The 12,165-nt window shown below is 56.1% G+C and carries 12 protein-coding genes; 5 read left to right on the top strand and 7 right to left on the bottom strand.

From position 1 onward, the window contains the following. Positions 1–127 precede the first annotated feature (127 nt). Positions 128–358, top strand: a complete 231-nt coding sequence (locus ACERY3_RS07500; protein ID WP_373225383.1) for a DUF2554 family protein — start codon at positions 128–130, stop codon at positions 356–358. Here the strand turns inward: ACERY3_RS07500 and ACERY3_RS07495 are convergent, their stop codons facing one another. Both ACERY3_RS07495 and ACERY3_RS07490 read right to left on the bottom strand, forming a co-directional pair. After that, positions 359–2,323: a U32 family peptidase gene (locus ACERY3_RS07495; RefSeq protein WP_058840608.1), complete on the bottom strand. Its 1,965-nt coding sequence runs from the start codon at positions 2,321–2,323 to the stop codon at positions 359–361. It lies immediately after the preceding gene. Positions 2,324–2,403: 80 nt separating this feature from the next. Continuing rightward, on the bottom strand, positions 2,404–2,931 hold the full coding sequence (locus ACERY3_RS07490; protein ID WP_373225382.1) for a helix-turn-helix domain-containing protein: 528 nt from the start codon (positions 2,929–2,931) through the stop codon (positions 2,404–2,406). Positions 2,932–3,023: 92 nt separating this feature from the next. On the opposite strand from ACERY3_RS07490, the gene ACERY3_RS07485 reads away from it, so the two are divergent. Beyond that, positions 3,024–4,190 carry a benzoate/H(+) symporter BenE family transporter gene (locus ACERY3_RS07485; protein WP_373225381.1) on the top strand — a complete coding sequence of 389 codons (1,167 nt, stop codon included), beginning with the start codon at positions 3,024–3,026 and terminating at the stop codon, positions 4,188–4,190. Here the strand turns inward: ACERY3_RS07485 and ACERY3_RS07480 are convergent. Next, a complete protein-coding gene (locus ACERY3_RS07480; RefSeq protein WP_032657103.1) occupies positions 4,170–5,042 on the bottom strand; it encodes a helix-turn-helix transcriptional regulator in 873 nt (290 codons plus the stop codon). The genes ACERY3_RS07485 and ACERY3_RS07480 overlap by 21 nt on opposite strands. A 173-nt stretch (positions 5,043–5,215) precedes the next feature. Between ACERY3_RS07480 and ACERY3_RS07475 the strand changes: the two genes are divergently transcribed. Further along, positions 5,216–6,112, top strand: coding sequence for a DMT family transporter (locus ACERY3_RS07475; protein WP_087822563.1), 897 nt, complete (start codon positions 5,216–5,218; stop codon positions 6,110–6,112). Positions 6,113–6,146: 34 nt separating this feature from the next. Here ACERY3_RS07475 and ACERY3_RS07470 read toward each other — a convergent pair whose 3' ends face one another. Together ACERY3_RS07470 and ACERY3_RS07465 are read right to left on the bottom strand one after the other, a co-directional pair. Further along, the gene (locus ACERY3_RS07470; RefSeq protein WP_033145514.1) at positions 6,147–6,821 is read right to left on the bottom strand and encodes a DUF3313 domain-containing protein; all 675 of its coding nucleotides are present in this window, start codon (positions 6,819–6,821) and stop codon (positions 6,147–6,149) included. A gap of 135 nt (positions 6,822–6,956) precedes the next feature. After that, positions 6,957–8,552 carry an ABC transporter substrate-binding protein gene (locus ACERY3_RS07465; protein WP_373225556.1) on the bottom strand — a complete coding sequence of 532 codons (1,596 nt, stop codon included), beginning with the start codon at positions 8,550–8,552 and terminating at the stop codon, positions 6,957–6,959. A gap of 111 nt (positions 8,553–8,663) precedes the next feature. Between ACERY3_RS07465 and pepT the strand changes: the two genes are divergently transcribed. Beyond that, entirely contained in the window at positions 8,664–9,893 is a 1,230-nt protein-coding gene (gene pepT / locus ACERY3_RS07460) for a peptidase T (protein WP_213705956.1), read from the top strand. On the opposite strand, the gene tehB is transcribed toward pepT, so the two are convergent. After that, positions 9,890–10,504, bottom strand: a complete 615-nt coding sequence (gene tehB, locus ACERY3_RS07455) for a tellurite resistance methyltransferase TehB (RefSeq protein WP_373225555.1) — start codon at positions 10,502–10,504, stop codon at positions 9,890–9,892. The genes pepT and tehB overlap by 4 nt on opposite strands. A 114-nt stretch (positions 10,505–10,618) precedes the next feature. Here tehB and ydcK point away from each other — a divergent pair, with 114 nt between their 5' ends. After that, the gene (gene ydcK, locus ACERY3_RS07450) at positions 10,619–11,599 is read left to right on the top strand and encodes a YdcK family protein (protein ID WP_373225380.1); all 981 of its coding nucleotides are present in this window, start codon (positions 10,619–10,621) and stop codon (positions 11,597–11,599) included. Here the strand turns inward: ydcK and rimL are convergent. Then, positions 11,594–12,142, bottom strand: a complete 549-nt coding sequence (rimL, locus tag ACERY3_RS07445; protein ID WP_373225379.1) for a 50S ribosomal protein L7/L12-serine acetyltransferase — start codon at positions 12,140–12,142, stop codon at positions 11,594–11,596. The genes ydcK and rimL overlap by 6 nt on opposite strands. Between the last annotated feature and the right edge of the window lie 23 nt (positions 12,143–12,165).

The raw sequence follows: 12,165 nt of genomic DNA, 5'->3' as shown, positions 1-12,165 counted from the left end.
AATATCTTAACCGTAATTCCGAACCCACATTATTTGACATTTTCTTTTCGCTAATTTTAATTTTTGAATAATAACCCTAAAAAATAATCGACATGATTATCCCGCATTCTTTTTCAGCGGTGAATCCATGATTAAAAAAGGGTTATCTTTCGTCATGCTTATCTGTGCGCTGTTTTCCGGCCAGCTTATGGCCAGGCACAAAGGACACGAGTATTTGTGGGTCAAGAATGTGGCGCATCAGCTTCGTCATGAAGCCGACAGCGATGAGTTGCGAAGCGCTGCGGAAGAGTCGGCGGAGGGTTTGCGCGAGCACCACCTGTGGCAGAAGTCGCGCAAACCGGACACGCACGTTCGGTAATTAGCTGCCCTTGCGTTTCGGCAGGGTTTTCATCAGATCGTCCGGACTGACGGACGCCACAATACTGCCGGGCTGCGGCATTTTGAAGATGTGGTTTTTCATCTTACCAATCACATGCATTTCGCAGGGACGGCAGTCGAACTTGAGGGTCAGAACCTCATCGCCGTTTACCAGCTGCATGGGGGTGGCCTTCCAGCTCTTAATGTTCCCTTTCGCCTGCTTAGGACACAGGTTAAACGCAAAGCGCAGGCAGTGCTTGGTGATCATCACCGGCACATCGCCCTTCTCTTCATGCGCTTCATAGGCTGCGTCGATCAACTGCACGCCGTGGCGATGATAGAATTCACGCGCCTTATGGTTGTAGACGTTGGCGAGGAAGGATAAATGGGTGTCCGGGTAGACTGGCGCAGGGACGGTTTCCGCTTTACGGCTACCGCGCGGATACTGTGCCAGGCGCGCGGCATCCAGCATCTCTGCCGTTTCGCGGCGGAACTGGTTAAGCAGGCTGTTCGGGACGAACAGCGCGTCCGGCAGAGCCACGTCGATCGCACGCGCGTAATAAATCGTCTGGCCCAGCTTCGCCACGCCATCCTTCAGGCTGTTAAGCGCTTTTTCGGCATTGTTTGCCACCTCGAAATGACCATCGAGCGTATGCGTCACGCTGATGCCATCTTCACAGGTCATGGTCAGAATCAGCTGCTCTTCCCAGCCGCCCAGCTCAATGTCCACGGCGATACGACGTTCACTGGAGGTTTTCAGCAGCGCCTGCTGCCAGTTATGATCGAGATTACGGTTAAGCGCCGCGTTCGGCCGCGCCTTGTAGAGATCGGCAGGCATTTCATTCGGCCAGACGCGGTAGCGGTTCTCGCCGGTTTTCTCGACCGTATTGGCACGGAAGCCTACGACCTCACGCTTAATCATCACGTTAAGGCCATCTCCGTTCGCCAGCGGTTCCGTCACTTCGACATCAAGGTGATCTTTCGCCACTTTCAGCACTTCGCCCACCGGTAAACCGATAAACTTCGGTGAGTCAAACGCGCCGATATCCCCTTTACGGGCATTCACAAAATAGTCCGTGCTGCCGCGGTGGAACGTTTTGTCCGTCGACGGAATAAAGAAATGTTCGGTGCGCCCGGCCGACGCGCGCGCCAGGTCGCCGCGATCTTCGATGATGGCGTCCAGCATCTGGCGATAGTGCGCGGTGATGTTCTTCACGTAGCTCATATCTTTGTAGCGCCCTTCAATCTTGAAGGAACGCACGCCCGCGTCGATCAGCGCGCCCAGGTTGGCCGTCTGATCGTTATCCTTCATGGAGAGCAGGTGTTTTTCGAACGCCACGACGCGGCCCTGATCGTCTTTCAGGGTATACGGCAGGCGGCAGGCCTGAGAACAGTCGCCGCGGTTGGCGCTGCGGCCCGTCTGCGCGTGGGAAATATTGCACTGACCGGAGTAAGCCACGCACAGCGCGCCGTGGATAAAGAATTCGATCGTCGCGTCTGTCGCCTGGTGAATATCGCGGATCTGATTCAGGTTCAGCTCGCGCGCCAGAACGATCTGCGAAAAGCCGACGTCGGAGAGAAACTTGGCCTTCTCGACCGTGCGGATATCGCACTGGGTACTGGCATGCAGTTCAATGGGCGGAATATCCAGCTCCAGAACGCCCATATCCTGAACGATCAGGGCATCAATGCCGGCCTGGTAGAGATCGGTAATCAGACGTTGTGCAGGCTCCAGCTCATCATCATGAAGAATGGTGTTCAGGGTCACGAACACTTTCGCCCCGAAACGGTGGGCGAACGGCACCAGTTCTGCAATATCGCTCAGGCTGTTGCTGGCGTTATGGCGGGCACCGAAGCCAGGGCCGCCAATGTAGACGGCATCAGCACCATGAAGGATCGCTTCACGGGCAATGGCGGCGTCGCGGGCCGGGCTTAAAAGTTCAAGATGATGGGATTGCAGGCGCATACTTCGTCGTTATCCGTTATGGTCAAAATGGCGGCTATTGTAGTCAGAAGTATGCGCCAGCGAAACAGTTTTGCGTAGCGTCAGCGGGGATAATGAATCAGGGAGTGAAAATGCACCGTCCGGTCGCTGCTGTTGCGGTAGACGTGCGGTTTATCGCCGGCGAAACGGACGCCCGAATCGGCAGAAATCGTCTGCCACGTGTCGTCAATCTTCATCTCCAGCTCGCCGCTGACCACCACCACATGTTCAATCACCCCGGCCTCATGCGGCGTGGATTCACTCAGCGCGCCGGGTGCCAGCGTGATGGAGAAATAGTCAAACCCGAGCGTCTCGTCCCACGGAAAAAGCGGTTTGACCACCATCGCCTGCTGCTGCGGGTCAAACACCGCCTGCCGGTCCGCCTCTGGCGTGATGAACGCGGAAAACGGCACGTTCAGCCCGGTGGCAATTTTCCACAGCGTCGACACCGTCGGGCTGGATTCATTGCGCTCGATTTGCCCCAGCATCGCTTTTGACACGCCGGTCTCGTCCGCGAGCTTCGATAAACTCCAGCCGCGCGTCTGGCGCAGCGTTTTCAGCGTTGTTGCAAGGTGTAGTGTGATGTCCATAGTCCCTCCTGATGGCGATCAGCATACCACTTGTACGCTATAGCGCACAGTGTTACCTTATATCGGACGTTATAACGCACAACGGAGTTTTCATGCGCCCTTCCTCTCACCTTGTTCCAGTCGCACTGGCTGGATTTGTCGCCGTACTGGTCGGTTACGCCAGCTCGGCCGCCATCATCTGGCAGGCCGCCGCGGCGGCAGGTGCCAGCGCACAGCAGATCGCAGGCTGGATGACCGCGCTGGGGATTGGGATGGGTGTCAGCACGCTGGCGCTTTCCTGGTGGTACAAAGCGCCGGTGCTGACCGCGTGGTCAACGCCCGGCGCGGCGCTGCTCGCCACCAGCCTGCACGGCGTGACGCTGCCGGAAACGATCGGCGTGTTCATCTTTGCTAACGCGCTCATTTTACTTTGCGGCATCACCGGGCTCTTCGCCCGTCTGATGAGGCTGATCCCCCATTCGCTTGCTGCCGCCATGCTGGCAGGCGTGTTGCTGCAGTTTGGCCTGCACGCGTTTGCGCACCTTGAGGGTCACTTTCTGCTGTGCGGCAGCATGATTGCGGCGTGGCTGATAGCAAAAGCGCTGGCACCGCGCTACGCCATCGTGGTCACGCTGCTGGTCGGCGGTATCGTGGCATGGGCGGGCGGTGACGTTGTCACTGATAAGCTCACGCTCTCCCTTGTGATGCCTGAGTTTATCGCCCCCACGTTCACCTTCACCAGCCTGGTGAGTATTGGCGTGCCCTTCTTCCTGGTGACAATGGCCTCACAAAACGCGCCGGGGTTCGCCACGATGAAGGCCTCCGGTTACCCGCTGGCGGTCTCGCCGCTCATCATCGTTACGGGAGCGCTGGCGCTGCTGTTTTCCCCTTTTGGCGTCTTTTCTATCTGTATCGCGGCCATTACTGCCGCCATTTGCCAAAGCCCGGATGCGCATCCGGATGCCGGTAAACGCTGGCTGGCGGCCATCGCAGCCGGAGGATTTTATCTGCTGGCGGGGATTTTCGGCGGCTCGATTACCGGGCTGATGGCCGCTCTGCCGCTCAGCTGGATCCAGACGCTCGCCGGTCTGGCACTGCTGGGCACCATTAGCGGGAGTTTATATCAGGCACTGAGCCACGAGGCGGAGCGCGACGCGGCCATCGTCACGTTCCTGATGACCGCGAGCGGCGTCACGATCCTCGGCATCGGTTCGGCATTCTGGGGGCTGGTGCTGGGCGGCGTGTGCTATGCCCTGTTTTCACGCGCTCGCCGCGCGTAGCTGCGAAGGCGTCATGCCCGTCGCGCTGCGAAAGCGGTTGCTGAAGTGGCTGGCGGAGTTAAACCCGCAGGCAAGCGCGATGTCCGTTAGCGGCGTCGCCGTGTTCTGCACAAGGGCCTTCGCTTTTTCCATTCGCCTCTGCATCACGTACTGATGCGGCGCCAGCCCCGTCGACTGGCGGAACATGCGGGCAAAATGGTATTCGCTGAGGGCGGCCTGCGCCGCCAGTTCAGCCAGCGTCAGAGGCTGGCCCAGGTTCTCTTCGATAAAGGCCAGCACGTTACGCAGTACGAATGGCGATAGCCCGCCGGTGACGACCGGCAGCTTCCACTGAACGTTAGAGTAGTTTTGCAGCAGGTGGGTCAGGAGCAGCGTAGAGGCCGTGCTCAGGGTGAGCTGGTTGGCGTGCTGCTGCCAGTCGCAGCCGAGCAAAAACTGGCGATACAGCGCGGTGATTTTCGGATCGCTACCAAAAATGCGCTCGTCGAGCGTCAGCGAAAGCGGGCGCTTGTCCCAGATCTTTTCCCCCACGTCGCGCAGGTGTTCATCGGTGCAGTAGAGGTGCACAAACGACAGGTCATCACGGATATCCCACGTCGATTCGCTCTCTTTTGGCATCAAGCAGAAACGGTCCGGCCCCCCGCCGTTCTTCCAGCCGCCCGGCGTTTTTTGGTAGCTTTCGTAGCCGTCCGCCACGTACAGGCTCAGGGTATGGTGGTTACTTTTTACCGTTATCGTATCGTGCTTGTTGTACCACGCTGCCAGCTGAATGCCCGAATTCAGCGAGACGGTTTCCCGCAGGACCGCATTCTGTTGGCAAAGCGTTTCAAAGGTATCGTAAGCGTGAGACATGACCGTAAGCGCGTGATTGACTGGAATATCAGTCTAAGAAGAGTTGTCTCCCGTTGCCAGCCCCCGGGAAAGAAAAAAGCGCAAGATTTTGCAAGTCGACCGCAAGCCGGTGAAAGCCCCTGACCGATCTCAGCGGCATACTGCGGGCTTCCGTGGTTTGAGAAGAGAAAAATATGAACGCATTATTATACGGACTGGTGGTGGTCATCTGGGGAACCACCTGGATTGCGATTTTCCTGCAGCAAGGTCCCGTAGCGGCGCCCGTCTCTATTTTCTGGCGTTTCGCCGTCGCCAGCCTCACGATGATGGTGGTATTAATCGCCCTGCGCCGCCTGCGCAAGCTGGCGCTGCGGGATCACCTTTTTTGTATGCTCCAGGGATGCTGCGTTTTCTGCTTTAACTTCTGGTGTTTTTACGCCGCAGCCTCGCACATCAACACCGGGCTGGAATCGGTGATCTTCTCCATGGCCGTACTCTATAACGCCATTAACAGCTTTATCTTCTTCGGGCAGCGCCCGCCCGCGCGTTTCTGGACGGCGGCGGCACTGGGCCTGACTGGGATCGTCACCCTCTTCTGGGACGATCTGCTGGCCAGCGGCTGGAGCGCGTCGCTCCTGACCGGAATTGGTCTCTCCGCGCTCGGCACCTACGGCTTCTCGCTGGGCAATATGATCAGCATGCGTCACCAGCGCAAAGGCCTTGAAACCATGACCACCAACGCCTGGGCGATGCTCTACGGCACGCTGGTGATGGGCTGCATTGCCCTGTTCAGAGGCGACAGCTTCGCGCCAGAGTGGACCATCAGCTACATTGGCGCGCTGCTCTATCTGGCCGTGTTTGGTTCGGTGATTGCCTTTGGCGCCTACTTCACGCTGGTGGGACGCATCGGTCCGGGCAAAGCGGCCTACAGTACGCTGCTCTTCCCGCTGGTGGCGCTGTCCATCTCCACGGTGTATGAAGGCTACGTCTGGCATATCAACGGTATCGTGGGATTATTGCTGATTCTGGGGGGAAATATGGTGATGTTTACCAAACCAGAAACCTGGTTCAGACGCTTACGAATGGCGTAAATAAAAAGGCCTGCATTACGCAGGCCTTTTTATTTTATTTCGCGGTCTTTTTCACATCAAACATGGTGGCGTCCGTCGCCATGTCATCAACTACCTGCTTCAGCGTCGCAAAGGTCATCGGCGTACTTTCGTTGTTCAGATCTTTACCTTCGCCTTTACGCACCACCTTCATGACCGGTTTGTTGGTGGCCGCATCGATCAGTTCGCCTTCAAAGAAGAGATGCGTATCCATGGTGCGATGCCCGGTTGCCATCTGCGTACCTGCTACCACCAGCGCGACCGGCACCACTTCATAGAACTGCAGACCTTCTTTCTGCGAACTCACCCCGGTAATTGCACCGCGGAAAATCAGGCTGTGTTTACCCGGCGTGGTCACAACTGGCTTACGGGTACCAATAGCGGTTTTCATTTTGTTATTGGTGTAATTCAACAACTCATCAAGCGTTTTTTGACCAATTTGAGTGGTCGGTTTAGGCGCAGGATAATACGTAATCGGCGTCCAGAGAATACTGTCGTAATTAGCTTCGTTATAAGAAGGATCAACCCAACGCAGCGTTGGTTTACCCGTCGCAGACGTCGTCTGCTGCAAGCCTGAATAGTCTTTCAAAAAGCCAGAATATTGTTCGGGAGCCGCGACTTTTGAAGAACAGCCCGCCAACGCCAACAGACCAGTAAGCACTGCAACTTTAAAAAAAGTTTGAGTACGCATGATAGTTTTCCATGTTATCTGCAAGTATGCATTTGAAGTTATAGCAAAAGACCGGCGGGTTTGTTGTGACAAAAAATGATGCGGAGAGCACAAATTGCGAAAAGACTGCCCGCAAGCGTGCCGGGCAGTGAAAAATTACTGATTTATATCCAGTTGCCAGAACAGATGTTTGCCAAACGGGTCAATTTCATAGCCCGTCACCTCCTTGCGCACCGGTTCGAAAATGGTTGAATGCGCAATCATCACCGCCGGCATTTGATCATGCATCATTTGCTGAGCCTCTTTATACAGCGCCACGCGTTTATCGCGATCGGTCGTTGATTTTGCTTCCGCAATAATGTTATCGAAGGGCTTATAGCACCATTTCGCCGAATTTGAGCCACCGTTTGCCGAGGTACAGGTAAATAGCGGACCAAAGAAGTTGTCGGGATCGCCCGTTGCGGTCGTCCAGCCCATCAGCGCGGCCTGATGCTCTCCGCCCTTCACGCGTTTCAGATATTCGCCCCACTCGTAGGTGACGATTTTGGTCTGCACGCCGACTTTCGCCCAGTCGGCCTGAATCATCTCCGCCATGCGTTTCGCATTCGGATTGTACGGACGCTGCACCGGCATCGCCCACAGGTCGACGCTCACGCCGTTGGCAAAACCGGCCTCTTTCAGCAGCGCTTTTGCCTTTTCAGGATCGTAATCGTAATCCTTAAGCTCGCTGTCTGCGCTCCAGACGCCCGGCGGCAGCAGGTTCTTTGCCACAGTGCCGGTGCCGTGGAAAACCGCATCAATAATGGCCGGTTTATTGATGGCCATCGCCAGCGCCTGACGGACTTTTACGTTATCCAGCGGCGGCTTTTGGGTATTAAACGCCAGAAAGCCGGTATTCAGTCCGGCTTTGCTCATCAGGTTGATGTCTTTGTTCGCCTTCATGCGCGGCAGGTCCGCCGGGTTCGGGAACGGCATCACCTGACATTCGTTCTTCTCAATTTTGGCAAACCGCACGGAGGCATCCGGCGTGATGCTAAACACCAGCCGATCCAGCTTCGATTTCCCCTGCCAGTAGTCGGCGAACGCCGTAAACAGGATCCGCGAATCCTTCTGATACTGCGCCAGCTTAAACGGCCCGGTGCCTATAGGCTCCATATCCACCTTCTCCGGCGTGCCCGCTTTGAGCATCGCGTCGGCATATTCCGCGGACAGGATAGAGGCAAAATACCATGCCAGATCGGCGACAAACGGCGCTTCCGGGTGCGCCAGGGTAAAGCGCACGGTGTGGTCATCAACTTTATCAATGCCGGTAATCAGGCTGCCAAACTCCAGACTTTCGAAGTTGGAATAGCTGCCGTTAGAGACGTTGTGATACGGATGATTCACGTCTTTCTGGCGCATAAACGAGAAAATCACGTCGTCGGCGTTAAAGTCCCGGGTCGGCGTGAAGGATTTATTGCTCTGGAACTTGACGCCCTTACGCAGATGGAAGGTGTAAACCTTGCCGTCCTCGCTCACCTCCCAGCGCTCCGCCAGGCTTGGCACCAGCTCCGTGGTGCCGGGTTTGAAATCAACCAGCCGGTTATAGACCGGCACGGCGCTGGCGTCCACGCTGGTTCCCGAGGTATATAGCTGAGGATTAAAGTTTTCCGGCGATCCCTCGGAGCAATACACCAGCGTTTTCGCGGCGACGGTGGAACTGACCGTGAGTGCAGCAAGCGCCAGCGTTATAGTTGTGAGTTTGCTTTTCATCATTTATTCCTGTCTTTTTAATTCGACGGCTAATTAATTCTTTTGCCATTTCATAAATAACATTAAAGTGATGTGGCAAACACCTGAAAAATAAATAAGGAATAAATCACTATGGGCTCGCCGCTTTCCAGACAATTAACGCACCGTTTTTTCCGCTATCTCGCGATCACCAGCCAGAGCGACCCCAAGGTCAAAACCCTGCCCTCAACGCCGGGCCAGCACGACATGGCGCGCGAGCTGGCGCAGGAGCTGGCACAGCTGGGGTTAGACGATATTGTGATTGATGAATTCGCCACGGTAACGGCGGTCAAAAAAGGCAACGTGCCCGGCGCGCCGCGCATCGGCTTTATTACCCATATTGATACCGTGGACGTAGGATTATCACCGGATATTCATCCACAAATATTAACCTTTACCGGTGAAGATCTCTGTCTGAATAAAGAGAAAGACATCTGGCTGCGGGTTAACGAGCACCCTGAAATTCTGGCGTATCCGAATGAGGAGATTATTTTCAGCGACGGAACCAGCGTATTGGGCGCGGATAATAAATCGGCGGTCACGGTGGTCATGACGGTGCTGGAAAACCTGACGGCGGAACATCAGCACGGGGATATCGTCGTGGCGTTTGTGCCTGACGAAGAGATCGGCCTGAACGGTGCAAAAGCGCTGGACCTTAAGCGCTTTGACGTCGACTTCGCCTGGACCATCGACTGCTGCGAGCTGGGGGAAATTGTCTACGAGAACTTTAATGCGGCAGCCGCTGAGATCCGCTTTACCGGCGTAACGGCGCACCCGATGTCCGCCAAAGGCGTGCTGGTGAATCCCCTGCTGATGGCGACTGACTACATCAACCATTTTGACCGCCAGCAAACGCCGGAGTGCACCGAGGGGCGTGAGGGCTATATCTGGTTTAACGGCATTCAGGCCGGGCAAAGCGAGGCCATTCTTAAGGCCAATATCCGCGACTTTGACAAGGACAACTTTGCCGCCCGCAAGCAGCAGATTGCCGACGTTGCCGCGCTGATTGCCGCCCAGTATCCAACGGCCAGGGTGGACTATCGCATTGAAGATACCTACAGCAATATCAGCAATGCGATTGGTGAAGACAGGCGCGCCATCGATCTGATGTTCGAGGCAATGGAATCACTCGGCATCACGCCGAAGCCGACTCCCATGCGCGGCGGTACCGACGGCGCGGCGCTCTCGGCAAAAGGGCTGCTCACGCCGAACTTTTTCACCGGCGCGCATAACTTCCACTCGAAGTTTGAATTTCTGCCGCTGTCGTCGTTCGAGGCGTCATACAACACCGCCCTGCAGATCTGCCTGCTTGCTGCCCGCTAAGCGGGCTTGCGCGCCAGCATCGTGGCAAAGCGCAGCTTGATGCGGTTGCCGTTTTCGTCGGTGCGGTGCAGTTCGCCAACGTCTTCGTTGTATTTGAGCAACTTCCAGCCTTCGTAGTAGTTGCTCAGCTCACCGCTTTTGAACGCAAACGGGAAGCCGACGGTGCACGGGTAATCCGCCGTGTCCATCGCGGCAACAATCAGGTTGTAGCCGCCGGGTTTGGTGCAGCGCTGTATGTTGGCGATAAGTCCCGGGATGGTTTTTGACTCCAGGAACATCAGCACCACGGTGGAGAGAATGAAATCGTACTCGCCGTCAAAACTCAGGTTGTTGAGATCTTTAATCGCCGTGTGGAGGTTATCGATCCCTTCTTCCGCCTTGATGCGCTCGATATTCTCGATGCTCATCGGGTTCTTATCCCACGCGGTCACCTCGTAACCGTTGGCCGCCAGATAAAGGCTGTTGCGGCCGTTGCCGCAGCCCAGATCCAGCGTTTTACCCGGTTTAATCTTTGCCGCACTGAACAGCACCTCTGAATGGGTGCGGGTTAAGCCATATTTCTCTGTGAAGTAATTCTCGTCGACGGTCATTATTTTTTCCTGAGCCTGCATAAGTTTAAAGTGCATTCTAAATGCCATTTTAAGGCGTTTACCGTCTGGTTGCCAGCCGCTCGAAAACCGAAAAATTTGCTACGTTTAGTTAAGACGCTTATCAGAGACCTAAAGATGAACAAATATCGCCTTAGCGACGAAACCCGCCTCTGGCAATGGAAAAACGGCGACACTACCCGCTCCGTCACGCTGCGGCAGATTATCGCGACAGTGGATTTTAACGACGTGACGGCCGGCACGAAAGGCGGCTGGGTTGACGATGAGCGCACCCTCGCGCAGGACGGAGACTGTTGGATCTACGACGAAAACAGCGTGGTGTTCGCCGGTGCCGTCGTGTCCGGCAACGCGCGTCTTACCCTGCCGTGCATCGTTAGCCACGATGCGCATATCAGCGGCAGCTGCTGGCTGGACGGCGCGGAGGTCAGCCACGGGGCGCGCATAAGTGACAACGTCACCATTCAGCACTCCTGCGTGCGGGGCGAGTGCCATCTCTACGGCGACGCCCGCGTTCTGCACAACAGCGTTATCATCGCCGCCAAAGGGCTGACGCCGGACCATGACCAGATCCTGCAAATCTACGATAAGGCCACCGTCAGCCAGTCGCGCATTGTGCACCAGGCGCAAATCTACGGCGAGGCGATGGTTAATTTTGCGTTTGTTGAGCACCGCGCCGAAATATTCGACAACGCCATCCTCGAAGGTAACGACTTAAATAACGTCTGGGTCTGCGACTGCGCAAAGGTCTATGGCAACGCCCGCGTGATTGCCGGTTATGACGACGATGCTATTCCGACGGTGCGCTACAGCTCTCAGATTGCGGAGAATGCCGTGGTGGAAGGAAACTGCGTCATCAAGCACCACGTTCTGATTGGCGGTCAGGCATGGCTGCGCGGCGGGCCGATCATGCTGGACGATAAGGTGGTGATCCAGGGACGCGCGCGGATCAGCGGGGATGTGCTCATCGAGCACCGGGTTGAAATCACCGACGATGCGGTCATCGAAGCGTTTACCGGGGAGAGCATTCACCTGCGCGGCGAAAAGGTGATTAACGGCGACCAGCGCATCACCCGCACCCCGCTGCTGGGAGCGTTATAGGGCGTAGATCTTCCCGTAGATATTCACATCGTCAAAGCGGCCATTAAGGTATTCCGCTTCCCGCAGGCACCCTTCCAGCGTAAAACCGTTACGCACGGCAACGCTGTTGCTGTGCTGATTCGCCACCCGACACTTGATCACAAAACGGCGGATCTCCCCGCGTTCGGCGTAGTAGCGCATAAACGCCTGCAGTGACCGGGAGAGAATGCCCTGCCCCTGGTGGGATTCATCCAGCCAGTAGCCGATGTACCCGGCTTTGTTGGCTGGTTCAATCGTATTGAACGACAGCACGCCGACCAGTTCATCACTCTTGAATATCAAAAACATTTTGGCGTAGCCGCGCTGATGCAGCATCTGGTTACTTTGCACGTTGCGGCGGGTATCGTCCTCGCTGCCCACGTGCTGCGCCCAGTCAAAGGCGGTTTGCAGAAAGGCTTTGTTTTGGACGACGAGATTATGCAGATCGGCGGTGTAGCGCTCTTCGACGGCGCGAAGCTCGAGAGCGTCAGATACCGGGATAATTTCGGATTTTGCTGCTGTCATTGCCCCTCACCCTAACCCTCTCC

Origin of the sequence: Enterobacter cloacae complex sp. ESBL7, from assembly GCF_041679625.1 — a bacterium.
Taxonomy (GTDB): domain Bacteria; phylum Pseudomonadota; class Gammaproteobacteria; order Enterobacterales; family Enterobacteriaceae; genus Enterobacter; species Enterobacter asburiae_B.
Note: the sequence above shows the minus strand (reverse complement) of the source record. Positions and strands in the feature narration are given on the sequence as shown.